Source organism: Pseudomonas lactucae (genome assembly GCF_016937615.1).
Classification (GTDB): Bacteria; Pseudomonadota; Gammaproteobacteria; order Pseudomonadales; family Pseudomonadaceae; genus Aquipseudomonas; species Aquipseudomonas lactucae.
In genome coordinates, this window is sequence record NZ_JAFHKI010000079.1 from 1 (window position 1) to 25,203 (window position 25,203).

23 protein-coding genes and 3 pseudogenes are annotated in these 25,203 nt (G+C 61.7%); 14 read left to right on the top strand and 12 right to left on the bottom strand.

Going from position 1 to position 25,203, the window contains the following annotated elements; translation table 11 throughout:
• The first annotated feature begins 434 nt into the window (after window positions 1–434).
• Together JWR98_RS15615 and JWR98_RS15620 are read left to right on the top strand one after the other, a co-directional pair.
• On the top strand, window positions 435–1,001 hold the full coding sequence (locus JWR98_RS15615; protein ID WP_205490483.1) for a hypothetical protein: 567 nt from the start codon (window positions 435–437) through the stop codon (window positions 999–1,001).
• Window positions 991–1,254, top strand: a complete 264-nt coding sequence (locus tag JWR98_RS15620; RefSeq protein ID WP_078826170.1) for an acyl carrier protein — start codon at window positions 991–993, stop codon at window positions 1,252–1,254. Before JWR98_RS15615 ends, JWR98_RS15620 begins: the two co-directional genes overlap by 11 nt.
• Window positions 1,255–1,358: 104 nt before the next feature.
• On the opposite strand, the gene JWR98_RS15625 is transcribed toward JWR98_RS15620, so the two are convergent.
• The gene (locus tag JWR98_RS15625) at window positions 1,359–1,820 is read right to left on the bottom strand and encodes an Lrp/AsnC family transcriptional regulator (RefSeq protein WP_003176251.1); all 462 of its coding nucleotides are present in this window, start codon (window positions 1,818–1,820) and stop codon (window positions 1,359–1,361) included.
• A 160-nt stretch (window positions 1,821–1,980) separates the two neighbouring features.
• Between JWR98_RS15625 and yedA the strand changes: the two are divergent.
• Both yedA and rhlE1 read left to right on the top strand, forming a co-directional pair.
• Window positions 1,981–2,876: pseudogene (gene yedA / locus JWR98_RS15630) on the top strand (drug/metabolite exporter YedA).
• Between the two features lie 48 nt (window positions 2,877–2,924).
• Window positions 2,925–4,259: an RNA helicase RhlE1 gene (gene rhlE1 / locus JWR98_RS15635; protein WP_205490484.1), complete on the top strand. Its 1,335-nt coding sequence runs from the start codon at window positions 2,925–2,927 to the stop codon at window positions 4,257–4,259.
• A gap of 61 nt (window positions 4,260–4,320) precedes the next feature.
• Here rhlE1 and JWR98_RS15640 read toward each other — a convergent pair whose 3' ends face one another.
• A complete protein-coding gene (locus tag JWR98_RS15640; protein WP_078734775.1) occupies window positions 4,321–5,559 on the bottom strand; it encodes a TIGR03862 family flavoprotein in 1,239 nt (412 codons plus the stop codon).
• Window positions 5,560–5,730: 171 nt separating this feature from the next.
• On the bottom strand, window positions 5,731–6,651 hold the full coding sequence (locus JWR98_RS15645; protein WP_078734774.1) for a histone deacetylase family protein: 921 nt from the start codon (window positions 6,649–6,651) through the stop codon (window positions 5,731–5,733).
• A 76-nt stretch (window positions 6,652–6,727) separates the two neighbouring features.
• Between JWR98_RS15645 and JWR98_RS15650 the strand changes: the two genes are divergently transcribed.
• The 3 genes from JWR98_RS15650 to JWR98_RS15660 are packed head-to-tail and all read left to right on the top strand — an operon-like array spanning window position 6,728 to window position 8,801.
• Window positions 6,728–7,297, top strand: a complete 570-nt coding sequence (locus JWR98_RS15650) for a GNAT family N-acetyltransferase (RefSeq protein ID WP_078734773.1) — start codon at window positions 6,728–6,730, stop codon at window positions 7,295–7,297.
• A gap of 38 nt (window positions 7,298–7,335) precedes the next feature.
• Window positions 7,336–8,205 (top strand): acyl-CoA thioesterase II, encoded by an 870-nt coding sequence (gene tesB / locus JWR98_RS15655; protein ID WP_078734772.1) that lies wholly within the window; start codon window positions 7,336–7,338, stop codon window positions 8,203–8,205.
• Window positions 8,202–8,801, top strand: a complete 600-nt coding sequence (locus JWR98_RS15660; RefSeq protein WP_205490486.1) for an HAD family hydrolase — start codon at window positions 8,202–8,204, stop codon at window positions 8,799–8,801. The genes tesB and JWR98_RS15660 overlap by 4 nt, the downstream gene beginning before the upstream one ends.
• A 60-nt stretch (window positions 8,802–8,861) precedes the next feature.
• On the opposite strand, the gene JWR98_RS15665 is transcribed toward JWR98_RS15660, so the two are convergent.
• The 3 genes and pseudogenes from JWR98_RS15665 to JWR98_RS15675 form a co-directional block, all read right to left on the bottom strand.
• Window positions 8,862–9,836: a hypothetical protein gene (locus tag JWR98_RS15665; protein ID WP_078734770.1), complete on the bottom strand. Its 975-nt coding sequence runs from the start codon at window positions 9,834–9,836 to the stop codon at window positions 8,862–8,864.
• A 3-nt stretch (window positions 9,837–9,839) separates the two neighbouring features.
• Window positions 9,840–10,726: pseudogene (gene ypfJ / locus JWR98_RS15670) on the bottom strand (KPN_02809 family neutral zinc metallopeptidase).
• Between the two features lie 56 nt (window positions 10,727–10,782).
• A complete protein-coding gene (locus JWR98_RS15675; protein WP_078734768.1) occupies window positions 10,783–11,196 on the bottom strand; it encodes a membrane lipoprotein lipid attachment site-containing protein in 414 nt (137 codons plus the stop codon).
• Between the two features lie 199 nt (window positions 11,197–11,395).
• Here JWR98_RS15675 and JWR98_RS15680 point away from each other — a divergent pair, with 199 nt between their 5' ends.
• Window positions 11,396–12,274, top strand: a complete 879-nt coding sequence (locus JWR98_RS15680; RefSeq protein ID WP_003176238.1) for a DMT family transporter — start codon at window positions 11,396–11,398, stop codon at window positions 12,272–12,274.
• A 1-nt stretch (window position 12,275) separates the two neighbouring features.
• Here the strand turns inward: JWR98_RS15680 and JWR98_RS15685 are convergent, their stop codons facing one another.
• On the bottom strand, window positions 12,276–13,610 hold the full coding sequence (locus JWR98_RS15685) for an MFS transporter (protein ID WP_078734767.1): 1,335 nt from the start codon (window positions 13,608–13,610) through the stop codon (window positions 12,276–12,278).
• A 223-nt stretch (window positions 13,611–13,833) separates the two neighbouring features.
• Here JWR98_RS15685 and quiC point away from each other — a divergent pair, with 223 nt between their 5' ends.
• Window positions 13,834–15,735 carry a 3-dehydroshikimate dehydratase QuiC gene (quiC, locus tag JWR98_RS15690; protein WP_078734766.1) on the top strand — a complete coding sequence of 634 codons (1,902 nt, stop codon included), beginning with the start codon at window positions 13,834–13,836 and terminating at the stop codon, window positions 15,733–15,735.
• Between the two features lie 77 nt (window positions 15,736–15,812).
• Window positions 15,813–16,478, top strand: coding sequence for a TetR/AcrR family transcriptional regulator (locus JWR98_RS15695; protein ID WP_078734765.1), 666 nt, complete (start codon window positions 15,813–15,815; stop codon window positions 16,476–16,478).
• An 86-nt stretch (window positions 16,479–16,564) separates the two neighbouring features.
• On the opposite strand, the gene JWR98_RS15700 is transcribed toward JWR98_RS15695, so the two are convergent.
• The 4 genes from JWR98_RS15700 to JWR98_RS15715 all read right to left on the bottom strand — a co-directional run bounded on the left by JWR98_RS15700 (window position 16,565) and on the right by JWR98_RS15715 (window position 20,481).
• Window positions 16,565–17,413, bottom strand: coding sequence for a shikimate dehydrogenase (locus tag JWR98_RS15700; protein ID WP_205490488.1), 849 nt, complete (start codon window positions 17,411–17,413; stop codon window positions 16,565–16,567).
• On the bottom strand, window positions 17,410–17,859 hold the full coding sequence (gene aroQ / locus JWR98_RS15705; RefSeq protein ID WP_078734761.1) for a type II 3-dehydroquinate dehydratase: 450 nt from the start codon (window positions 17,857–17,859) through the stop codon (window positions 17,410–17,412). Before aroQ ends, JWR98_RS15700 begins: the two co-directional genes overlap by 4 nt.
• A 250-nt stretch (window positions 17,860–18,109) precedes the next feature.
• Complete coding sequence (trmA, locus tag JWR98_RS15710; protein WP_003176230.1) at window positions 18,110–19,189, bottom strand: tRNA (uridine(54)-C5)-methyltransferase TrmA; 1,080 nt, start codon at window positions 19,187–19,189, stop codon at window positions 18,110–18,112.
• Entirely contained in the window at window positions 19,186–20,481 is a 1,296-nt protein-coding gene (locus tag JWR98_RS15715; protein ID WP_078734759.1) for an NCS2 family permease, read from the bottom strand. The genes trmA and JWR98_RS15715 overlap by 4 nt, the downstream gene beginning before the upstream one ends.
• 188 nt (window positions 20,482–20,669) lie before the next feature.
• Between JWR98_RS15715 and JWR98_RS15720 the strand changes: the two genes are divergently transcribed.
• The 4 genes from JWR98_RS15720 to JWR98_RS15735 all read left to right on the top strand — a co-directional run bounded on the left by JWR98_RS15720 (window position 20,670) and on the right by JWR98_RS15735 (window position 24,885).
• A complete protein-coding gene (locus tag JWR98_RS15720; RefSeq protein WP_205490490.1) occupies window positions 20,670–21,116 on the top strand; it encodes a DUF4879 domain-containing protein in 447 nt (148 codons plus the stop codon).
• A gap of 96 nt (window positions 21,117–21,212) precedes the next feature.
• Window positions 21,213–21,719 (top strand): (2Fe-2S)-binding protein, encoded by a 507-nt coding sequence (locus JWR98_RS15725; RefSeq protein WP_078734758.1) that lies wholly within the window; start codon window positions 21,213–21,215, stop codon window positions 21,717–21,719.
• Window positions 21,716–22,705 (top strand): FAD binding domain-containing protein, encoded by a 990-nt coding sequence (locus JWR98_RS15730; protein WP_078734756.1) that lies wholly within the window; start codon window positions 21,716–21,718, stop codon window positions 22,703–22,705. Before JWR98_RS15725 ends, JWR98_RS15730 begins: the two co-directional genes overlap by 4 nt.
• Window positions 22,702–24,885: a xanthine dehydrogenase family protein molybdopterin-binding subunit gene (locus tag JWR98_RS15735; RefSeq protein WP_205490491.1), complete on the top strand. Its 2,184-nt coding sequence runs from the start codon at window positions 22,702–22,704 to the stop codon at window positions 24,883–24,885. Before JWR98_RS15730 ends, JWR98_RS15735 begins: the two co-directional genes overlap by 4 nt.
• Window positions 24,886–25,029: 144 nt before the next feature.
• Here the strand turns inward: JWR98_RS15735 and JWR98_RS15740 are convergent.
• Window positions 25,030–25,203 (bottom strand): annotated as a pseudogene (locus tag JWR98_RS15740) (MFS transporter); the annotation flags it as partial.

Genomic DNA, 25,203 nt, shown 5'->3' on the forward strand with positions numbered 1-25,203 from the left:
GCAGCTGTACGCAGGTGTGCAAGACCGGGGCAAAGGAAAACCCGGCAGACCCCGAAGGTCTCCAGCGCACAGCCGCCATAACAGATTAACGCCGGATAAAACGGTCGTTGAGATGTAGGGCGCTTGTGCACCTTTGCGAGCCGGACTTGCACGTCCGATCACCGATTGTTCGATGACGTGGCGAGACTAGCCATCAGATCCGGCTGACGCAAGGCTCTAGAATTCTCTCGGAAACGTCCCGCAAATGAAAGGGATCGGTCTTGCTGGCCACTGAAAATCAAGCGTTTGGCGGTTGCTTGCCTCTACGTTCTGAATGGTCAGTAGGCAAAGTCCGATTGCAGTCTAGGACCTTTCTTGTTTTTCCCTTCATCCCTCCTTCGCGTCTTTCTGCACCCTACCATCCCACCTGTCTTTTACGCACAGGGACTTCAGCCATGCAGGAAAGTGATCTTCACACAGCAATCATGCGAAGCCAGTTTGAGCTGAAACGAGATGGCATCGATTTTGGCTCAGCTTCAAACCTGGCGTTTCATTTGGGCAACGCTATGACAGGCTGCCCGGCGGTCATGGTTTTGCCTGATTTGCCAGGTTGGAGTCATGGCGCCAGTTACCAGTTACTCAGGCCCATTGATGTTGACGCCTCGGTGCCGAGCACGACGTTTGACGACCTCTGGAAACTTATACGGCAACACTACGGATTTTCGGCGACAAGGGTGATCACCGGCGAGGACGGTATACCTATAAGCAAGCTCGCGACGGGTACCTGGAGGCATGTCGGCTCCAGCAAAACCACGCAGGTGGACAGCCTCATCGGAATGCGTTTTTTCCCACATACATTGGTCAGGCAGCCGACCGCGGCCAGAGTGACCAAGGCAACGTTTGGAACCGTGCGGGTATTGGGCATTATCGGACGGGGCACGCCGTTAGTGGCTAAGGGGCTGGCCGTTTTTGACCTGGTCAGCTTGGGTAAGTGTGCCTATGAGGCGAGAAATGGAAGGTAGCCTGACCAGAGCCGACATCAGCGAAAAAGTGATCCAGCTATTCGTCGATATCATCGGCTTCATCGACCGAAGCGAAGTCACGGAGCAAACGGATTTCATCCATGACTTCAACATCATTGATGACGACCTGACCTGCTTTGTCATGCAGATCAAGTGGCAGTTCAAGCTGCAAGCGACGCAGGAGGATTGGGATCACATCACGACCATCAAGCAGATAGTCGATTTGATCGTCCAGCGTTCGACTCTGCGGTGAGGCCACTGACGCCATCGCAGGCAAGCCAGCTCCCACAGTAGACCGCGTTGCTCGGGCAGTGCGCGATCGCTGTGGGAGCCGGGCTTGCCCGCGATGGCGATCGATCAGCCACCATTCTTCCCATTGGCTTCCAATTGCCCCAACGGCACCCTCCGCTCTATCGCGCTCGACAAAATAATCGAAGTTTTGCTGAAGCCGAACTTGGCTATCCGGTTAATCAAATTCTCCAGCTCGGGCATCGAGCCCACCGCCGCCTGCATGATCACGCACGGATCCCCCGTCACCCGGTGGCACTCAGTCAGTTCGGGGATTTCGGCGAGGGCGTCATACACCTTCTGGCTGCCATGGTTGGTCAGGCGCAGTTCGATCACGCATTGAATCGGCAAACCCACTTTGGATAAATCCACTTTGGCCTGGTACCCCGTGATCACTCCGCTGGCTTCCAGCTTGGCCACACGTTCGGCCACGGCGGGGGCGGAGAGGTTGACCGTGCGGGCCAGTTGCGCGAAAGACGCGCGGCCGTCTTCGAGCAGGGCGCTGAGGAGCATGCGGTCGTATTTGTCCATGATAAGGCTCCAGTGGCACGTGGCTTTCGAATGCATGGTTTATAGCGCTCATAACCATGCTTTGAAAAGTGTATGGGCGGTTTAAACAGGTTTTGTAACTTATGTTTAACGCCGTGCTTTTTTAGAATAAGCCTCCCATCTCCTGCCATAGAGCCGCCCAATGCCTGGCCCACGTCGCTTTCCCTTACCGTTGATCGCCGCCTTTTTTGCGTTGTATGTGATCTGGGGTTCCACCTACCTGGTGATTCGCATCGGCGTGGAATACTGGCCGCCGCTGTTGCTGGCGGGCATTCGGTTCTGCATGGCGGGTGCGTTGATGTATGGCTATCTCAGATGGCGCGGGGTACCGGCGCGACCTGGCCGCAATGGAAGGCCGCCGGGATGATCGGCATTTTGCTGCTCACCTTCGGCAACGGCGCGGTCAGCGTGGCGGAACACACCGGCGTGTCATCCGGGGTGGCCGCCCTCGCGGTGGCGACGGTGCCGCTGTTTACCTTACTGTGCGGGTATTTCTGGGGCGCGCGTAATACGCGTCTGGAATGGGCCGGGGTGATCCTGGGCATCGTCGGCATTGCCATGCTCAACATGGGCAGCACCTTGCAATCAAGCCCGATGGGCGCCGCGTTGCTGTTGTTCGCCGCAGCCTCGTGGGCGTTCGGCTCGGTGTGGAGCCGGCATTTGCCGCTGCCCCAGGGCGCCATGGCCAGTGCCGCGGAAATGCTCGTGGCGGGTGTGGCGCTGTTGATCGCCAGCGCGGTATCCGGCGAACACCTGCACGCCATGCCGCCGTTGGAAGGTTGGCTGGCGCTGGCCTACTTGACCGTCTTCGGTTCGATCATCGCCTTTAATGCTTATATGTACCTGCTCAAACACGTGCGCCCGGCGGCGGCGACCAGCTATGCCTATGTGAACCCGGCGGTGGCGGTGTTGCTGGGGATTGTGTTCGTTGGTGAAAGCATTGGCCTGGAAGAGGCACTGGCGATGCTAGTGATCATCAGCGCAGTGTTGCTGATCAGCCTGCCCCAATGGCGCAAGCCCAAACCGGAAATAAGGTAAACTGCCGCGCATTACGCCCTTGCGCTGAATTTTTCCTACGGTAACTACATGACTTTCGCCACCCTTGGCCTGATCGAACCCTTGCTGCGCGCCCTTGAGACGCTAGGCTACCAGACCCCGACGCCGGTGCAGGCGCAAGCCATTCCGGCGGTACTGGCCGGTCGCGACTTGATGGCCGCGGCCCAGACCGGCACCGGCAAGACCGCCGGTTTCGCCTTGCCGCTGCTGCAACTGCTGACCATGGAAGGGCCGAAAGTCGCCGCCAACTCGGCGCGTGCGCTGATCCTGTGTCCAACCCGCGAACTCGCCGAGCAGGTGCACGCCAGCGTCGCCGAATACGCGCAACACCTGCCGCTGACCACCTACGCGGTGTACGGCGGCGTGAGCATCAACCCGCAGATGATGAAGCTGCGCAAGGGCGTCGACATCCTGGTCGCCACCCCCGGCCGCCTGATCGACCTGTTCCGCCAGAACGCGCTGAAGCTCAATCAGCTGCAAACGCTGGTGCTGGACGAAGCCGACCGCATGCTCGACCTGGGCTTTTCCGAAGAGCTGGCGAACATCTACCGCATGCTGCCGAAAAAGCGCCAGACTCTGTTGTTTTCCGCGACCTTCTCCGATGACATCCGCCTGCTGGCCGGGCAGATGCTCAACGACCCGCTGAGCATCGAAGTCAGCCCACGCAACGTCGCCGCCAACACCGTCAAGCAGTGGGTGGTGCCGGTGGACAAGAAGCGCAAGGCAGAGCTGTTTGTGCACCTGATGCGCAAAGGCCGCTGGAAACAGGTGCTGGTGTTCGCCAAGACCCGTAACGGCGTGGATGCGCTGGTGGACAAATTGCAGGGCCTGGGCATCAATGCCGACGGCATCCATGGCGACAAACCCCAGGCGACCCGCCAGCGTGCCCTGGACCGTTTCAAGGCCAGCGAAGTGCAGATCCTGGTGGCCACCGACGTAGCCGCCCGTGGCCTGGATATTGAAGATTTGCCGCTGGTGGTCAACTTCGACCTGCCGATCGTCGCCGAGGACTATATCCACCGCATCGGCCGTACCGGTCGCGCGGGCAACACTGGTGAGGCGATTTCCCTGGTGTGCGCCGATGAAGTGAACATGCTGTCGGCCATCGAGATGCTGACCCGCCAGACCCTGACCCGCAACATGGAGCAGGACTTCGAACCGGAACACCGCGTGCCGGACACCGATACCAGCGGGCAAGTGGTGAAGAAGCCGAAAAAACCGAAGAAGCCTAAAACCTCCGGTGGCGGTGGTAAGCGCAACCTGGGCAAGTGGGTGGACAGTGGGGATGCCGCGCCGGTGGAGCCGTCGATCAAGCCGGTGCGCAAGGTGCCGGTGTTTAACACGGGGCCGCGTAAGAAGAAATGAAGCAGCTATAAGCCGCAAGCTGCAAGTAGGCGCCGTGGTGCCTTTACTTGCAGCTTGTCGCTTATAGCTTGTGGCTGCTTCTAAGCCACTCCAACATCCCCCGCCCAGCCGCCCGCCCGCTGGCAAAACACCCCGTGAGCAAATACCCCCCGGTTGGCGCCTCCCAATCGAGCATCTCCCCCGCACAAAACACCCCCGGCAATTGCTTGAGCATCAGCCGCTCATCCAGGGCTTCAAACGGCACGCCGCCGGCGGTGCTGATCGCCTCATCAATCGGTCGCGTCTTCACCAGCGTCAACGGCAACGCCTTGATGTCCACCGCCAACTGCGCCGGATCGTTGAAGTGATCAGCCGGCGTCAGTTCGCGCAACAACGCGGCCTTGACCCCATCCAATCCCAACTGACTGTGCAGATGCTTGCTCATCGAACGCGACCCACGCGGCTTCGCCAGGGCGGCCTGCACTTTGTCCAACGGCTTGCTCGGCAGCAAATCGATATGCACCGTAGTCGCACCGTCGCGGTTGATCGCCTCACGCATGGGCGCCGACAACGCATAGATCAGGCTGCCTTCGATGCCCGTCGCGGTGATGACACATTCGCCCAGCCGAGGCTTGTCGTCACCCAAGCCGATGGCGACATTTTTCAGCGGCGCTCCGGCGAATTTGCTGACCATCAAGTCGCTCCAGGCCGACACTTCGAAGCCGCAGTTGCTCGGTTGCAAGCGCACGTAGGGCACGCCTTTGCCTTCCAGCAGGTTAAGCCAGGCGCCGTCGGAGCCCAGGCGCGACCAACTGCCACCACCGAGCGCCAGCAGCACGGCGTCGCTGTGGACAACTTTTTCGCCGTCCGGGCTGTGGATAAGCAGATCACCCTCAGCATTCCAACCCACCCAGCGATGCCGCGTGTGGATAACCACGCCCTGGTCGCGCAGGCGTTTGAGCCAGGCACGCAACAGCGGGGCGGCTTTCATGTCGGTAGGAAATACGCGACCGGAGGTGCCGACAAAGGTCTGAATGCCCAAACCCTGAATCCATTCGCACAACGCTTGGGCACCAAACCCACGCAACAGTGGCGCCATCTGCGGGGCGCGCTCGGCGTAGCGCGCCACAAAGGCCGGATAGGCCTCGGAATGGGTGATGTTCATGCCGCCCACGCCCGCCAACAGGAACTTGCGCCCCACCGAGGGCATGCCGTCGTACAGGTCCACATGCACCCCGGCCTGGCTCAGGACTTCGGCGGCCATCAACCCGGCTGGGCCGCCGCCGATAATAGTGACGTGATGAGGTGCGGTGTGAGGCATGGCAAGGCTACAGGGGCTGTGAATAAGCCGAGCATTCTACCGGACGGCGCGACGGCTGCCTGATCAAAAAATGTACACTTTCCTACAAGCCTTGCAGCGGCTTGCTCTCAGCCGCTTACGCTCAAGTTATCCACAGGCCGTTCCACAGCCATTGTGGGTAACGCTCACAGATCAATGACAACCTGATGACGTCCACACCCGTTGTGCGCTGTGGTGCAGGATGCCGTGGCGGCGCGCCAGGGCCGGGCGGTCCTTGCTGTAGCCGCCGCCGATGACACCCATCACCGGAATATCGCGGCCCAGGCAATGGCGCATCACGCTTTCATCGCGGGCGGCCACACCGGCGTCTGTCAGCTTGAGGTAGCCGAGGGCGTCATCTTTATGCACATCGACGCCGGCGTCGTACAGCACCAGGTCGGGCTGGTAGAGCGGCAGCAGGTAGTTGAGGGCATCGTCGACCACCTTGAGGTAATCGGCGTCGCCCATGCCCATGGGCAACGGGATGTCCCAATCGCTCTGGGCCTTGCGCGCGGGGAAGTTCTTTTCGCAGTGCAGCGACACGGTGATGGCCTCCGGCGTGTCGTGCAGGATGCGCGCGGTGCCGTCGCCCTGGTGCACGTCGCAGTCGAAGATCAACACGCGGTTGACCCGGCCGCTGGCCAGCAGGTAATGGCTGATCACCGCCAAGTCATTGAAGATGCAAAAGCCCGCCGGGTAATCGTAATGCGCATGGTGCGTGCCGCCCGCCAGGTGACAGGCCAAGCCGTGTTCCAACGCTTGCTCGGCGGCCAGAATCGAACCGCCCACTGCCCGCACCGTGCGCCGGGCCAGGGCTTCGCTCCAGGGCAGGCCGAGGCGTCGTTGGTCTTCGCGCGACAACTCGCCGCTCATGTAGCGTTCGATATACCCAGGTTCATGAGCCAGGGCCAGGATCTGCGGCGGGCACAGCGGCGGGCGCAGCAGTTGGCTGTCCAGGGTCAGGCCGCTGTCCACCAGGTGATCGCGCAACAGGCGAAACTTGTCCATGGGGAACCGATGGTCCGGCGGGAACTCGGGGCTGTAGTCGTCGTGGTAGATCAATGGCAAAGGCATGGGATTTTCTGACGGGAAACTGCGAAGGATCTTACCAGCGCTGTACACTCACGCACATGGCAAGGGGAGGGGACCCATGGAGCCGATACTCGAACTGGAAAGCGCACGCCTGGTGCTGCGCCAATGGCGTGACCGCGACCTGGCGGAATTTGCGCGCATGTGCGCCGACCCGCAAGTGATGCGCTATTTCCCGGCCCAATTGAGCCACCTGGAAAGCGCCGCGCTGATCGGTCGGATTCGTGGCCATTTCGCCGAATACGGCTTTGGCTTCTGGGCGTTGCAGCGTAAGGACACCGGTGAGTTTATCGGCCTGACGGGTTTGCAGAATGTCAGTTTTGACGCCGGCTTTGCCCCAGCGGTGGAGATCGGCTGGCGCCTGGCCCGCGAGCATTGGGGCCTGGGTTATGCCAGTGAGGCGGCCTGGACCGCGCTGCGCTGTGGTTTTGATCGCTTGCAGCTGGATGAAATCGTCGCCTTTACCACCCAGACCAATTTGCCATCACAAAAAGTCATGCAGGCCATCGGTATGCATTACGATCCCCTGGCAGATTTTGCACACCCCAAGGTCGCAGCCGATGACCCGCTGCGCCCGCACGTTTTGTACCGCATCACCCGCGCCCAATGGTTGGACACGCTGCATGGATAAGCAGCCCGGAATGCCCCATCGTTTGTAGGAGTTGCTCTATGAGCCAAGTATTGGAAGATCTGGTGGACTTGCTGACCCTGGAGCCGATCGAGGAAAACCTCTTTCGCGGCCGCAGCCAGGACCTGGGTTTTCGCCAATTGTTCGGCGGCCAGGTGCTCGGCCAGTCGCTGTCGGCGGCCAGCCAGACCGTAGAAGAAGCGCGCCACGTGCACTCGTTGCACGGCTATTTCCTGCGCCCCGGCGATGCGGCATTGCCCGTGGTGTACTCGGTGGACCGCGTGCGCGATGGCGGCAGTTTCAGCACGCGCCGCGTGACGGCGATCCAGAAGGGCCACCCGATTTTTACCTGTAGCGCGTCGTTTCAGTACGATGAAAAAGGCTTTGAGCACCAAACGACTATGCCTGTGGTAGTCGGCCCGGAGAACCTGCCGTCGGAGCTTGAGTTGACTAAGCAACGCGCGCACCTGATTCCTGAGCACATGCGCGAAAAGCTGCTGTGCCCCAAGCCGATCGAAGTGCGCCCCGTCACTGAAAAAGACCCATACAACCCGCAGCCATCCGACCCGGTCAAGTACGTGTGGTTTCGCGCCGACGGCGCGCTGGCCGATACACCGGCGCTGCATAAATACCTGCTGGCCTACGCCTCGGACTTCGGCCTGCTGACCACCTCGTTGCTGCCCCATGGCAAGACCGTGTGGCAAAAGGACATGCAGGTCGCCAGCCTCGATCACGCGCTGTGGTTCCACGCCGACCTGCGGGCCGATGACTGGTTGCTGTACGCCATGGACAGCCCCTGGGCCGGCAATTCCCGTGGCTTCTCTCGCGGCAGCGTGTACAACCGCGCCGGGCAACTGGTGGCCTCGGTGACCCAGGAAGGCTTGATTCGTCATCGCAAGGATTGGGCATGAGCCTGAGCGAGGTCAGGCACTGGGTGTTCGACATGGATGGCACCCTCACGGTGGCGGTGCATGACTTTGCGGCGATTCGTGTGGCGCTGGAGATTGCGCCCGAGGACGACATCCTCACCCATCTGGCCGCATTGCCCGCCGATATCGCGGCGGCCAAGCACGCCTGGCTGCTGGAGCATGAGCGTGAGTTGGCGCTGGGTTCGGTGGCGGCCACGGGTGCGGTGGAGTTGGTGCGCGAGTTGTCCGGGCGGGGTTATCGCCTGGGGATTCTGACGCGCAATGCGCAGGAATTGGCGCATGTGACGCTGCAAGCGATCGGTCTTGCGGACTGCTTTGCCATCGAGGATGTACTGGGCCGCGAGGATGCGCCGCCCAAGCCGGACCCGGGTGGCTTGCTGAAGCTGGCTGCGGCGTGGGAGGTGGCACCGAGTGAGATGGTGATGGTGGGAGATTACCGTTTTGACCTGGATTGCGGCCGGGCGGCGGGGGCGAAGACGGTGCTGGTCAACCTGCCGGAAAACCCGTGGCCGGAGTTGGCGGATTGGCATGCCGAGGATTGCGCGGCGCTGCGCCGAATGATCCAGCCCAGACAATAAAGATCAACTGTTGGAGGGAGCAAGCCCCTTCCCACAGTTTTAACCCGGTTTCTTCAGGGGTTACTGAGGGAACAGAACCTTTTGTCCTTCCGGCGACGTAAACATCCCATCCCCGTCATGTCCCACCCCCGGCACTTCCACCAGCGTCTGGCGCAACTGCGGATGGCGCAGCTTGAGGTAGTCAAAGTAGTTGTGCCCGCGAATCAACCGATACGCGCCCTGGGTTTCGGCTTCGCAGCTTTTATCCAGCGCCGGGTGGTTGGGGTCGGTGTCTTGCTGGCCCAGCAAGTAGGTCATGTCGCGCGACACATACGCCTGTTCCAACTGCTGGGGCCCCCGGCCTTCGGCATAGGCCGGCAGGTTCTGCATGCCGTACTTCCAGTCATTGAAACTCGGGCAGGTGGCGGCGTCGAATTTAACCGGGCGTTGCGGGCTGAAGTAGGCGTAGGACGAGGGGTTGGCCACCACATAACGCAGGCGGATGCCTTCGGCTTGCAGGGTCGGGTGGTCGTGACCGGTGAGGGCGAAACGCTGGACGACTTGCCCACCGCCGGAATGCCCGGCCACCACGATTTCCTTGAGCGCCGGGAACAGTTTGCGGTTGCCCAGGTGCTTGATCAGGTGGTCGAGCACGCCGTAAGAACTGAGTTGGCCAGGGCCGACAGACGGCTCGCCGGCCATCCAGCTGTTGCCGTTCCAGTGCAGTACCTGGTTATCCAGGTGGTGGTGCTTGATGTCGGCGTCATTGAGAAACTGCGGCGCGACCACCAGGGTCGTGGCGCCGACCCCGGCGTGTTCAGCGGCCTCGTTACCGCTGTTCAGGTAGGTCTGGGCATTGCGCAGGCGGCCATGCACGATGATCAATGCGCGGGTGACGCCAGGCAGCGGCTGGCGCCAGTCCTGGCTCAGGCCCAGGCTGAGGTCGCCGGCCTGCAGATGAAACCGATCGGGGCTGACGACCTTCACGCCGTGTTCGGCCGCCAAGGTTGAGCACGACGCGAGAACCGCCAGCAGTAAGCCCCATGGTTTATTCATTGATTACAGACTCTTGGCCGCAAACGTATCGCATTGAGTAATCTGGCCCTGGGCGAAGCCGGTCTTGAACCAGCGCACCCGCTGCGCCGACGTGCCGTGGGTAAACGAGTCCGGCACCACGCGGCCCTGGCCCTGTTGCTGCAAACGGTCATCGCCAATGGCGTTGGCCGCGTTCAGTGCTTCTTCAATGTCGCCGGGCTCCAGCCAGTTGAGGCGTTTCTGCGCACGGTTTGCCCACACCCCGGCGAAGCAGTCGGCTTGCAGTTCCTGGCGTACCAGCAGGCCGCCGTCGCCTTGCATCTGGCGACCTTGCTGGCGCGCGGCCTGGATCTTGGACGAGATGCCCAGCAGCGTCTGTACGTGGTGCCCGACTTCGTGGGCAATGACGTAGGCCTGGGCGAAGTCGCCGGCGGCCTGGAAGCGTTGCGACATTTCCCGGAAGAACTCTAAGTCCAGATACACCTGCTGATCCGCCGGGCAATAAAACGGCCCGCTGGCCGAGGTGGCGCCGCCGCAGGCGGAATTCACCCGGCCACGGAACAGGATCAGTTTCGGGTTCTTGTAGGCCAGGCCGTTTTCCTGGAACACCTGGGCCCAGGTGTCTTCGGTGTCGCCCAGCACCGCGCGGACGAAATCGGCCTGCTCATCGTTGGCCGGCGCGCCTGGCGCGACTGCGTGCTCACCGACGGCGCCTGCTCCACCTGGCCGGTCAACTGGCCGAGGATCTGCAACGGGTCCTGGCCGGTCAGCCAGCCGATGCCGACGATCAGCACAATGGCCGTGAGGCTCAGCCCCTTGCCGCCGCCAAAGCGCATACCGCCACCGCCGCCGCCACTGTCATCGCGCGCGTCCACCACGTTGTCGCTGCGTCGGCCTTTTTTCCATAGCATGGGGCAATCCTCTTGATGAACGGTCCTACAAAGATGTGGGTTGAGTATGGCCGGTATTAGCGGCAATACCCTTCGCCGGTGTTTACGATCAGGCAGTCTTTCTTATCCACCAGCCATTTCAGGCCGGTGGCTTCACCGTCACCGGCACGCAGCACTTGCGGGCCGTCCGGGCGGGTGAAGGCGATGCCGTCCTCAAAGGCGGCGCCCTTGAAGGTGCCCGCGTCTTCGGCGTCGAGGCCGTATTGCATGGTGAGGATATAGTGACCACGGCCGACAACGTCGTCCTTGGCGATGGTCAGGTACAGGCCCTCGACGCCAACCCATTTGCCGAGCCACTTATCGGTGGGCGCGGTTTCCGGTACGAGGGTGGCTTGCACGGAGGCCGGCGCAGGTTTTGGCGCGACCTTGGCTTCCTGGTTACAGGCGGTGAGCAGGGCGAGGGCAGACACAACAAAGAAGATTTTTTTCATAGCGGCAGAGCCTTGATTAAAAAGTGTGCAGTGCGGGGGCAAGCGTGCAGGGTTGGACTCGATTCTGCGGATTTAGTGCGCTGTTCGCCCGGTGTTTGGTTATGCTCTTGGGGCAGGCTCCGGCCCGGCTGCTAGATTACCGGGTTAAGCGCTACCTCGTTCAGCGCTCAGCGTTCCGCTCGCCACGCAAGAGAATTCCATGACTGTCAGTACCCCACTTTCCGGCGTCAATCACCCCTTCAAAGGCATCCTGCTGATTGTGCTGGCGACGTTCCTGTTCTCCAGCCATGACGCCTTGTCCAAATACCTGGCCGGCTTCTACCCGATCGTGATGGTGGTGTGGGCACGGTATGTAGTGCACACCTTGCTGATGGCCGGCATCTTCCTGCCGCAATCGGGCCTGCGCGTGCTGCGCAGCAAACGGCCCGGCATGCAGGTGGTGCGGGCGTTGTGCCTGCTCGGCACCAGTTTGTTTTTCACCACCGCACTGCATTACATCCCCCTGGCGGAAGCCACGGCGGTGAACTTCCTTGCGCCGATCCTGGTGACAGCCCTTTCGGTGCCGCTGCTGGGCGAGCACGTGACGCGTGGCCAATGGCTGGCGGTCATCTGCGGCTTTGTCGGCGTGCTGGTGATCATCCACCCCGGCGGCGAACTGTTCACCCCGGCGGTGCTGCTGCCGTTGTGTTCGGCGATGTTCTTCTGCTTTTACCAACTGCTCACGCGCATCCTCAGCCAATACGACACTCCCACCACCAGCAACTTCTTCGCCGGGCTGTGCAATACCTTGGTGATGAGCGCGATGGTGCCGTTCTTCTGGCAGGTGCCGACGCTGTGGCACGCCGTGTTGATGCTGGCTTTGGGCACGTGCGGGATGACCGCGCACTTGATGCTGACCCAGGCTTTCCGCTTCGCGGCGCCGGCCTTGCTGGCGCCGTTCGGCTATTGTCAGATCGTGTTTGCGGGGTTGTTGGGCTGGCTGGTATTCAGTCATACCCCCGACATGACCACGGTGGTCGGTATCGGGGTGATCTGCATGAGCGGCTTGGCCGCTGCCTGGCAGCAGCGGCGTCGTTGAATCACACGTCTACCGTAGGAATCTTGCGCGGCGCCATGAAGTACATCCAGGTCAGCGCAATGAAGTACATCGCCGGGATCAGGGTGAACAACACGGTGTAGTTGTTATTGGTCACCGTGAGGATGTGGCCGACGATCTGGGTCATGAACATGCCGCCGATGGCCGCGCACATCCCGCCGAAGCCGAACACCGTGCTCATCATGTGCTTGGGCGTGTAGTCCATCACCAGGCTCCAGATGTTGGCTGTCCAGGCCTGGTGCGCGCCGATGGCCAGGGAGATGGCGAACACCGCGACCCACAGCTGGCTGGAACCGGCCGCCATGATCACCCCGACGATGCAGCAGGCGAACAGCAGCATCGACAGCAGTCGCGCCTTGATCGGGTTCATCCCACGACCGATCAGGAATGACGACAGGATGCCGCCGCCCACACTGCCGAAGTCGGCGGTCAGGTAGATGATGATCAGCGGGATGCCCATTTGGGTTACGTTGATGCCCAGGTTGTACTGCTGGTTCAGGAATGGCGGCAGCCAATACAGGTAGAACCAGAACACCGGCGCGGTCAGCGCATAGGCGATGGCAAACGCCCAGGTGCCGCGCATGCGCAGGATGCGGCTGAACGGCACGCCCGGTTGTTCGGGCTCGACGTGCTGTTGCACGTAGTCCAGTTCCGATTGTTTAACACTCGGGTGGTCTTCGGGGTTGTAGTACTTCAAACCCCAGAACACCAGCCAGATCGCGCCGAGCGATGCCATGCACAGGAACGCGGCCTGCCAGCCCCACACGTGCAGGATCAACGGCAGCAGCATCGGGGTCATCATTGCGCCGACGTTGGTACCGGCGTTGAAGATACCGGTGGCCACCGCGCGCTCACCGGCCGGGAACCACAGGCGTGTGGTCTTGACGCAGGCCGGGTAGTTGGCGGCTTCGGTCAGCCCGAGGATAAAGCGGCACACCATAAAGCCGACGGCCGAAGTGGCCAGGCCGTGGGCGCCGGTGGCCAGGCTCCATAACAGCACCGCGCAGAAGAACACGCGTTTGACACCGACGCGGTCAATCAAGCGGCCTTGCAGCACAAAGCCGATCGCATAGCCCACTTGGAACCAGAAGTTGATGTTGGCGTAGTCCATCGCCGTCCAGCTCATCTCTTTGGCGAGGATCGGTTGCATCACGCCCAGTGCGGCGCGGTCGATGTAGTTGAGGGTGGTGGCGAAAAACACCAGGGCCAGCATGCCCCAGCGAGTTTTACCCACGGCCAGGGCGCCGCGGATCTTGTCGCCGATGCCGGCGTGCGGGGTGCCGGGGCGCGCGGCCAGGGCGGAGTTTTGCAGAGGCATGTGGTTGTACCCGTTTTTTGAAATTTTTATGGTGTGTTCTGGGTCTTTTCTTACACGGTGATGCGGGATTGATGGTGAGCAGTGGCTAAAAAATCGTCAATTCGCCAAAGGGGCATAGTGTTCGATAATCGCACTAAAAACTAACCGGTTCGTACATTTTAATTGCTGCGTGTAGGCTGGGGGCGAATAATTTGCCATAAATAACCATTGCCGGGAGTCGCCCATGCAACGTTCCATCGCCACTGTGTCCTTGAGCGGCACCCTGCCGGAAAAGCTCGAAGCTATTGCCGCCGCCGGGTTTGATGGGGTGGAGATCTTCGAGAACGACCTGTTGTATTACGACGGCAGCCCGCGCGAAGTTAAACAAATGTGCGCCGATCTCGGTATCGCCATCACCTTGTTCCAGCCGTTCCGCGACTTTGAAGGCTGCCGACGCGACCGCCTGGCGCGCAATCTGGAGCGCGCCGAGCGCAAGTTCGACCTGATGCAGGAACTGGGCACCGACCTGGTGCTGGTGTGCAGCAATGCCTCTGCGGATTCGGTAGGCGATGAACGTATTTTGCTGGATGACCTCAGCCTGCTGGCCGAACACGCCGGCCGCCGTGGTTTGCGCATTGGCTATGAAGCGCTGGCCTGGGGCAGGCACGTGAACACCTGGCAGCAGGTGTGGAACCTGGTGCGTCAGGTCGATCACCCCAGCCTCGGCGTGTTGCTCGACAGCTTCCATACCTTGTCGCTCAAGGGCGACCCAAGTGGCATCGCCCAGATCCCCGGCGACAAAATCTTTTTCGTGCAGATGGCCGACGCGCCGATCCTGGCCATGGACGTGCTGGAGTGGAGCCGGCATTTCCGGTGTTTCCCCGGCCAGGGCGAATTTGACTTGGCGGGCTTTCTCGCGCCGATCATCCAGAGCGGTTACACCGGGCCGTTGTCCCTGGAGATCTTCAACGATGGCTTCCGCGCCGCGCCGACCCGCGCGAACGCCGCCGATGGCCTGCGCTCGCTGCTGTACCTGGAAGAGAAAACCCGCCAGCGCCTGGCCGAGGAACAGCCGGCCGTGCCGGTGGATATCCTGTTCCAAACCCCGCCTGCCAGCGAATACGACGGTATCGAGTTCCTCGAATTTGCCGTGGATGAAAACCTCGCGGCCAAGCTGACGAACTGGCTGGAACGCCTGGGCTTCGTCAAGGCCGGGCAGCACCGCTCCAAGAGCGTGAGCCTGCTGCGCCAGGGCGATATCAACCTGATCCTCAACTGCGAGCCCTACTCCTTTGCGCATAACTTTTTCGAAGCCCATGGGCCGTCTTTGTGCGCCACGGCAATCCGGGTCAAGGACAGCGCCAAGGCGCTGGAACGAGCCGTTGCGTACAAGGGCCAGCCCTATCGTGGCCTGGTCGGGCCCAACGAGCTGGAACTGGCGGCCGTGCGTGCGCCGGACGGCAGCCTGATTTACCTGGTGGACCCCAGCGAGGGCGGGCTGTACGACACCGATTTCAACCTGCAACCGGCCGCGACCGATGGCGGTGGCCTGCTGCGCATCGACCATATGGCCATGGCCTTGCCAGCCGACAGCCTCGACAGCTGGGTGCTGTTCTACAAGAGCCTGCTGGACTTCGAAGCCGATGACGAAGTGGTGCTGCCCGACCCGTATGGCCTGGTGAAAAGCCGCGCATTGCGCAGCCGCTGCAGCTCGATTCGCCTGCCACTGAACATCTCCGAGAACCGCAACACCGCGATTTCCCACGCGTTGTCGAGCTATCGCGGCTCGGGCGTGCACCACATTGCTTTCGACTGTGCGGATATTTTCGCCGAAGTGCGCCGCGCCAAAGAGGCGGGTGTGCCACTGCTGGATATCCCGCTCAACTACTACGATGACCTGGCGGCGCGCTTCGACTTTGACGACGAGTTTCTCAGCGAGCTGGCGTACTACAACGTGCTGTATGACCGAGACGCCCAGGGCGGTGAGTTGTTTCATGTGTACACCGAACCGTTCGAAGGGCGGTTTTTCTTCGAGATCATCCAGCGCAAGAACGGTTACGCCGGCTACGGCGCGGCCAACGTTGCCGTGCGCCTGGCGGCCATGGCCAAGTCACGCAGCGGCGCGGTGCGCCAGGCGCGTTTATAACGACGAGTCGAGCGCTTCCTTCAGCGAGCGTCGCGGCCCATAATCACTGCCTGCATAACAATGGCCGTGAGCGCACCATGACCTCGAGTCCCGAACTCCCCGCGGTGTCAGACGCACCGCGCAAGAGTCGTAAGAACAACCCGGAAAAGACCCGCGAAAACATCCTCCAGGAAGCCATTGTGGAGTTTGTCCAACAGGGCCTGTCCGGCGCTCGCGTGGACGCCATCGCCGAGCGTATCCATACCTCAAAACGCATGATCTATTACTACTTCGGCAGCAAGGAGCAGTTGTACGTCGAGGTGCTGGAGAAGCTCTACGGCGATATCCGCAACACCGAAGCGCGCATGAACCTCACCGCGCTGGAACCGCGTGAGGCGATTCGGCGGCTGGTGGAATTCACCTTTGATCACCATGACCAGAACGTGGATTTCGTACGCATCGTCAGCATCGAAAATATCCACAACGCCGAATACGTCAAACGCACCAACACCATCAAGGCGATGAACAGCAAGATCCTGGAGGGGCTGGGCGAGACCTTGCGCCGGGGTGCCCAAATGGGGTTGTTCCGCGAAGGGTTGGAGCCGCTGGACGTGCACTTGCTGATCAACTCATTCAGCTTTTACCGGGTGTCCAACCGCCATACGTTCAGTGAGATTTTTCAGATCGAACTGTCGGATGAAGTGGTTAAACAGCGGCATCGCGAGATGATCTGTGAGTCGGTGTTGCGCTACCTGCAGGCGTGAAGTCACCGCAGAACCTCATGTGGAAACTGGTTCAACATGTGGGAGGGAGCAAGCCCCCCTCCCACATTTGGATTTGGTTTCTACCGTCAGGTATTCATGCTCTTGAAGTGCGCCAGCATCCGCTGCGCATCCGCTACCTCGCCACTGAACAACTCAAACGCCTTCACCGCCTGAAACACCGCCATGTTGCCACCATCCAGCGTGCGGCAACCCAGGGCGCGGGCGTTGCGCAGCAGTTCGGTTTCCAGCGGGAAATACACGATTTCCGCGACCCATAGTTCGGCCCGCAGCAACTCAGCCGGCACCGGTGTGCCGGGCAGCTTGGCCATGCCCATCGGCGTGGTGTTGACCAGGCCATCCGCCTCGGCCATGGCGTTTTCCAGGTGGCTGCCGACCTGGGCACGGCCGCTGCCGAAACGCTGCGCCAGGTTATCCACAAGCTCGCGGGCGCGGGCTGCGTCCACATCGAAAATGCTTAGCTGCTCGACACCTTCGGCCAGCAGCGCATGGGCCACCGCCGCGCCCGCGCCACCGGCGCCCATCTGCACCACGCGCTGGCGCGGCACATCATTCAAATTGCGCCGGAACCCTTCGGCAAAGCCCAGGCAATCGGTGTTGTGGCCGATGCGTTTGCCATCCTTGAGTACCACAGTATTCACCGCGCCAATGCCCCGGGCCTCGTCGGACAATTCATCGAGCAACGGCAGGATCGCCTGCTTGCACGGGTAGGTAATGTTCAAGCCGGTGAAGTGCATCTGCTCGGCGGCGCGCAGCAGGTCAGGCAGGGCGTTGATGTCCAGGTGCAGCGGCTCAAGGTCGATCAGGCGATACAGGTAACGCAGGCCCTGGGCATCGCCTTCCTGTTCATGCAGGGCTGGGGTTCGGGAGGCTTGGATGCCGGCGCCGATCAGGCCGGCGAGGATACGCGGTTTCATTGAGCCGAACCCTTGAGCAACTGGCTGAAATGTTCCAGGGCCAGGTGGTAGCCATGGCTGCCAAAACCGGCGAGCACCGCCTTGGCGATAGGCGATACAAACGAGTGATGACGAAACGCTTCGCGTGCATGCACGTTGGATAAATGGACCTCGATCACCGGCACTTCACTGGCCACCAGCGCATCACGAATCGCCACCGAGGTGTGGGTCCAGGCCGCCGGGTTGATCACGATGCCGGCGCAGCGCGCACGGGCGCCGTGGATCCAGTCCAGCAGTTCGCCTTCGTGGTTGGTCTGGCGAAACTCAATCTTAAGCCCGAGTTTTTCGGCGCTGCGGCCACACAGGGCGGCGACGTCGGCCAGGGTTTCATGGCCATAAGTGGCAGGCTCGCGGGTGCCGAGCAGGTTGAGATTGGGGCCGTTGAGCACCAGCACGATAGGCGGCATCAAGTGTATCTCCACAATTTTTGTTCGTTGTGGCGATAAAATGTACTGAATGGTTAATTTGGTCAATCAAAGGCGGCGGATGTGTTCGATTATCGAACTTTTAATCGCCTAGGGCTGCGCACTGATGATTTGAGTTGTGCTGCGCCGGGTGCACTGAGAATCCAATGGGGCTGCTTTGCAGCCCGGCGCAGGATAAGTCTGCTCACCACAGCACGCTCGTACATATTTTGAGCTGCGGTGTGCTCCGGACTTACCGACGAGTCAGCAACACCCCGGATTCCATATGGTGCGTCCACGGGAACTGGTCAAACATCGCACACTGGGTGATCCGGTGCGTGTCATGCAATTGCGCAATGTTCGCCGCCAACGTTTCCGGGTTGCAGGAGATGTACAGGATGTTGTCGAAGCGTCGGGTCAGTTCGCAGGTGTCCGGGTCCATGCCGGCGCGGGGCGGATCGACGAAGACGCTGCCGAATTCGTAGCTTTTCAGGTCGATGCCGTGCAAGCGGCGGAACGGGCGCACTTCATTCAGCGCTTCGGTGAGTTCTTCGGCGGAGAGGCGCACCAGGGTGACGTTATCCACCGCGTTTTCATCGAGGTTGCTCAAGGCTGCGTTGACTGAGGTCTTGCTGATTTCGGTGGCCAGCACGTTGCGCACGCGGGTCGCCAACGGCAGGGTGAAGTTGCCGTTGCCGCAGTACAACTCCAGCAGGTCATCCGGGCGATCGCCCAAAGCTTCGTATGCCCAGTTGAGCATCTTCTGGTTCACTGTGCCGTTGGGCTGGGTGAACGCGCCTTCGGGTTGGCGGTAGCTGAAGGTGCGCCCGCCGACCTCGAGTTTTTCCACCACGTAGTCGTGGCCGATCACATCGCGCTTGCCCTTGGAGCGGCCGATGATGCTCACGTTCAGGTCGGCCGCGAGCTTGTTAGCCGCCGTGTGCCAATGCTCATCCAGCGGCCGGTGATAACACAGCGTGATCATTGCATCGCCGGCCAGGGTGGTGAGGAACTCCACCTGGAACAGCTTGTGGCTCAGGGCGGCGCTGGCTTGCCAGGCGGCCTTGAGCTGCGGCATCAATTGGTTGATGCGCTGGCTGGCAATGGGGAACTCTTCGATCAGGATCGGCGTGCGTTTGTCGTCCTGGGAAAACATCGCGTAGTGGCGCTCGCCGGCTTCGCGCCACAGGCGGAACTCCGCCCGCAGGCGAAAGTGCTGCAGCGGCGAATCGAATACCTGCGGCTCGGGCGCGTCGAACGGCGCCAGCAGGTCACGCAGGCGCGTGACCTTGTCTTGCAGTTGAGCGGTGTAGCGTGCGGCGTCAAAAGTCATGCGTTGAACCAGCCCAGCTTGATCACGAACAGAATCGACAGAATCACCAGCGCCGGGTTCAGCTCACGGTAGCGGCCCGAAAGCAGCTTGATGGCGGTCCAGGCGATGAAACCGAAGGCGATGCCGTTGGCGATGGAGTAAGTGAAGGGCATCGCCAGGGCGGTGATCACCACCGGCGCTGCCACAGTAATGTCATCCCAGTCGATTTCGGCCAGGCCCTGGGTCATCAGCACGGCCACGAACAGCAGCGCCGGCGCGGTAGCGAAGGCCGGCACGCTGGCCGCCAGTGGCGAGAAGAACAAGGCCAGCAGGAACAGGATCGCGACCACGATGGCCGTCAGACCGGTACGCCCACCGGCGCTCACGCCCGCCGCGGACTCGATGTAGCTGGTGGTGGTCGAGGTGCCCAGCAGGGAGCCGGCCATGGCGGCGGTGCTGTCGGCGATCAGCGCGCGGCCCATTTTCGGCATATGGCCGTCCTTGCCCATCAGGCCGGCGCGCTTGGCAACGCCGATCAGGGTGCCGGAGTTGTCGAACAAGTCGACGAACAGGAAAGCGAAGATCACGCTGACCAGGCCGATGTCCAGCGCGCCCTTGATATCCAGTTGCAGGAAGGTCGGCGCCAGGGACGGTGGCATCGACATCACGCCGCCGAACGGGGTGACGCCCAATACGATGGAGGCAATGGTGACCGCAAGAATGCCGATCAATACCGCACCGCGCACGGCCAGGGCTTCGAGTGCGACGATCAGCACGAAACCGAGGGTGGCAAGGATGGGGGCGGCTTTTGTCAGGTCGCCCAGGCCAACCATGGTGGCCGGGTTGCTGACGACGATCTGCGCGTTGTGCAGCGCGATCAGTGCCAGGAACAGGCCGATACCGGCCGCAATCGCCGAACGCAGGGGCAGGGGGATGGCGTTGATGATCCACTCACGGATACGGAAGATCGACAGCAGGAAGAACAGCACCGCCGAAATGAATACCGCACCCAGCGCCACCTGCCAGGTGTGGCCCATGTGCAACACCACGGTGTAGGTAAAGAAGGCGTTGAGGCCCATGCCCGGCGCGAGCGCAATCGGGTAGTTGGCGATCAGGCCCATCACGGTCGAACCGATGGCGGCCGCCAGGCAGGTCGCGACGAACACCGCGCCCTTGTCCATGCCGGTTTCGCCGAGGATGCTCGGGTTCACGAACAGAATGTAGGCCATGGCCAGGAATGTCGTGATGCCCGCGAGGATCTCGGTGCGCACGTTGGTGTTGTGTGCCTTGAGTTGAAACAGCTTTTCCAGCATGCCTGCTCCCTGTGACGCTATTTTGCGTCGTGATTTGTTGACCTCTAAGTCAAAGCACAAACTGCGCCAAGCGCCTGTGGTTTCAGAGAGGATCGGAAAAAGCGGCGCATCATACCAGCAGCCGAGGCTGTGTGGCGCATGGGCTTGAGGCATACTGCGCCGACGTTCAACAGCAGGTCATCGACAGCATGAAAAAAGCCAACGCGTGGAGTCTAGCCCTGATCCCTTGTCTTGGCCTGTGGCTGGGCGCGGCACCGGTGTGGGGCGCGACTGCACCGGCCTTGAGCGAGGTGCGTGTGTTCAAGGTCGAGTCGGCCGGCTGCACGGAAACCATCCCGGAACGCACCAGCACAACCCAGATGTGCACGCACCGAGGGCCCACCAAAGTGTCGGTGATGGAGGTGGGCCTGGGCAACAACCCGGTAGGCCTCTTCAATGGCGCGGTACTCAACGGCCAGCGCACACCGGTGTGCCAGGTCGGCAACGTCAGCCAGGTCTGCAATGGCGTGGGTACCTTGATGGGCTACATCTATGTATTCGACTTGAATGTCGAGGCCCAGGGCTGGTTCGAATACAGCAACTCGTCGATCAACCCGCCGCGAAATACCCTGAAGACCCTGCTCAATATCCGCTGATCAATCAGCTTGAACGCTCAAAACCCCGGGAAGTCGTAGCCCTGAGACGGCGATTTCCCTGAACGCCGCGGATGTACACCAACCCGTGAGGTGTTTATGAGCGCGACCCCCAATGGCGCGGCGGCCCAACCGTTCGTCGCCCACTCGATACGCTTGACTCTCAATGGCCAGGACCGCCAGCTGGACGTCTTGCCCTGGACCACCTTGCTCGACCTGCTGCGCGAACGACTCGACCTGGTCGGCAGCAAAAAGGGCTGCGACCACGGCCAATGCGGCGCCTGCACCGTATTGCGCGATGGCAAACGCATCAACGCCTGCCTGACCCTGGCGGTGATGTGCGACGGCGCCGAGTTGACCACCATCGAAGGCCTGGCCAACGGCGACCAACTGCACCCGATGCAGCAAGCCTTTATCAAGCATGACGCCTTCCAGTGCGGCTACTGCACCCCCGGCCAGATCTGCTCCGCCGTCGGCCTGGCCAATGAAGGCCGCGCCCACGACACGGCGCAAATCCAAGAATTGATGAGCGGCAACCTCTGCCGTTGCGGCGCCTATAGCAATATCCGCGATGCCATTGAAGATGCCTTGGGAGGTGAGCGATGAATCCCTTCCAATACAGCAAACCGGTGAATGTGCAGGAGGCCGTGCGCCTGAGCAGCGCCGCTTCGCGCTTCATCGCCGGAGGCACCAACCTGCTGGACCTGATGAAAGAAAACATCAGCCGCCCCGACCACCTGATCGACATCACCGGCTTGGCGCTGCATGACATCCAGGAAACCGCCGACGGCGGCCTGCGCATTGGCGCGTTGGTGAGCAATGCGGACCTGGCCTGGCATCCCTTGATCGAGCAGCGTTATCCGCTGTTGTCCCAAGCCATCCTGGCCGGGGCCTCGCCGCAATTGCGCAATATGGCCAGTACCGGCGGCAACCTGTTGCAGCGTACGCGCTGCTATTACTTTTATGACGCCACGGTGCCCTGCAACAAGCGCGAGCCCGGCAGCGGCTGTCCGGCGCGCAGCGGTCTGAACCGCATCCATGCGATCCTCGGCGCCAGCGAGCAGTGTGTGGCCACGCACCCGTCGGACATGTGCGTGGCCCTGGCGGCGCTGGAGGCGCGGGTGCATGTCGAAGGCCGAGCTGGCGCACGGGTGATCGAGTTCGCCGACTTCCACCGCTTGCCCGGCAACGCACCGCAACGCGACAACCAATTGGCCGACGATGAGTTGATCACCGCCATTGAGCTGCCCGCCGATTCGCTGGCCAGGCACAGCCATTACCTCAAGATCCGTGATCGCGCCTCCTACGCCTTTGCCTTGGTCTCCGTCGCCGCCGCCCTTGAGCTGGACGGCGAGCTGATCATTGACGCGCGCCTGGCCCTGGGCGGCGTGGCCCACAAACCCTGGCGTGACCGTGCAGTGGAGGCCGCGTTGATCGGCCAGGCCGTCAGTCGCGAAGCGTTCAGCAACGCTGCCGACGCGCTGTTGCAAGACGCCGAGCCGCTGGAACACAACGGCTTCAAGATCAAGCTGGCGCGCCGCGCAATCATCCGCGCCTTGAGCGACGCCGCCGTCGCAGGAGAACAGCCATGAGTGCCATCGGCAAACCCTTGGACCGTGTCGACGGTCTGCTCAAGGTCACGGGGCAGGCGCGTTATGCCGGAGAATTCCCCGAAGACGGCATGCTGCATGGCAGCGTGGTGTCCAGCAGCATTGCCAAAGGTCGGGTGACCCGCATCGATGCCTCCAAAGCCCTGGCACTGCCCGGCGTGGTGGACGTCATCCATCACCTCAACCGGCCGAAAATCGCCAGCTATGACGATGCCTTTGCCGATGCCGATGCCGCCGATGGCTCGCCGTTTCGCCCGCTCTACAACGACCGCGTGCTCTACAGCGGGCAGCCGTTAGCCCTGGTGATCGCCGATAACCTGGAGCTGGCACGGCATGCGGGCGCCTTGATCGAGATCGAGTACGAGCACGAAGCCTTCGAGACGGACCTGCTCACCCAGCAGGAACAGGCCCATCCCTCACCGCAGACGCCGCCCGCGCCGCGTGCCAACTTCCAGGCCGAATGGTCCGGCGCGGCCATCAGCCTCGATCTGCACTACAGCACCCCCATCGAACACCACAACCCCATGGAACCCCACGCCAGCACCGTGCTGTATCAGCCGGATGGCACGTTGCATATCCATGACAAAACCCAGGGAACGCAGAATTGCCAGGCCTATGTGCAAAAGGTCTTCGGCCTGGATAAAAGCCAGGTGCGCATTTTTGCTGCATTTGTCGGCGGTGCGTTCGGCTCGGGCCTGCGCCCGCAATACCAACTGCCGCTGGCGGTGATGGCGTCGCTGGCGCTCAAGCGCTCGGTGCGCGTCACCCTCACGCGCCAGCAGATGTTCACCTTCGGCTATCGCCCGCGCACCCTGCAACGCCTGCAACTGGGCGCGGCCGCCAATGGTCGGCTGCTGGCGCTGGGGCACACGGTGATTGGCCAGACCTCGCGTTTCGAAGACTTCAGCGAACACGTGGTGGAGTGGAGCGGCATGCTCTATCACTGCGACAACGTGCAACTGACCTACAAGCTGGTGCCGCTGGATGTGTTCACGCCATTGGACATGCGCGCGCCCGGCGCCGCGCTGGGGTTGATCGGCCTGGAATGTGCCATGGATGAACTGGCCTGCGCCCTGGCCATCGACCCGGTGCAACTGCGCCTGATCAACTACGCCGAACGCAACGGCAACGAAGACAAACCCTGGTCCAGCAAAGCCCTGCGCGAGTGCTACCGCGAAGGCGCCGAGCGGTTTGGCTGGAAACAGCGCAACCCGGAACCACGCAGCATGCGCGACGGCCGCCAGTTGATCGGCTGGGGCATGGCCGGCGGCGTCTGGGAAGCGATGCAGATGAGCGCCAGCGCCAAGGCGAGCATCGATGCGCAGGGCAAACTCACCGTCAGCAGTGCCACCACGGATATCGGCACCGGCACCTACACGGTGATGACTCAGATTGCGGCGCAAGCCAGTGGCGTGGCGATGTCAGATGTACGTTTTGTGCTCGGTGATTCCTCCTTGCCCACGGCGCCGCTGCAGGGCGGCTCGTTTACCGTGTCCTCCGTCGGCACCGCCGTGCAGCAAGCCTGCGAAGCGCTGACCGCCAAACTGCTGACCATCGCTCGGCAGACTTACCCGGTATTCAAGGCTGCCGAATCTGTGCGCTTTGAAGACGGCCACTTGCATGCGGGGGACGTGAGTGTGACGTTGGCGCAACTGGTCAAGGACAGCGGTGAAGAGGCGCTGCAGGTGCAGGTCGACAGCGAACCGGACAAGAAACGTGAAGGCTATGCCACCGCTACGCATTCGGCGGTGTTCGTCGAGGTTCAGGTGGACGAAGACCTGGGCACCATCAAGGTCAGCCGAGTGGTCAGCGCGATTGCCGCCGGGCGGGTGGTCAACCCGAAGATGGCGCGCAGCCAGATCCTTGGCGGCGTGGTGTGGGGCATCGGCATGGCGCTGCATGAAGAAACCCAGATCGACCACCGATTGGGGCGCTACATGAACCACAGCCTGGCCGAATACCACATCCCGGTGAATGCCGATATCGGCGAGATTGATGTGGTGTTTGTCGAAGAGCACGACGAAATCGTCAACGCCCTGGGGTCCAAGGGCGTGGGGGAGATTGGTATTGTCGGGGTGGCGGCGGCGGTGGCGAATGCGATTTACCACGCCACCGGCAAGCGGGTGCGGGAGTTTCCGATCACTTTGGATAAGGTACTCTGAAAACACCGCATAACCCATGTGGGAGGGGGCTTGCCCCCGATGACGGTGTGTCAGCCACTGCATGTGTAAACTGACCCACTGCAATCGGGAGCAAGTCGAATCGTCGTACCGCCCCTCCCACATTGACCGCATTGCCACATGGGATCAGGCGGTAGGTTTTAATGCAGGCTCTTCCACCGGCACATGCATCCGATTCCGATTCGCCAACGTCGGAAACAGTTTGATCCACACCCCGGTCACCACCAGCGTACCGATCCCGCCCATGACCACCGCGGGCACGGTGCCGAACCAATGGGCGGTGATGCCGGATTCGAACTC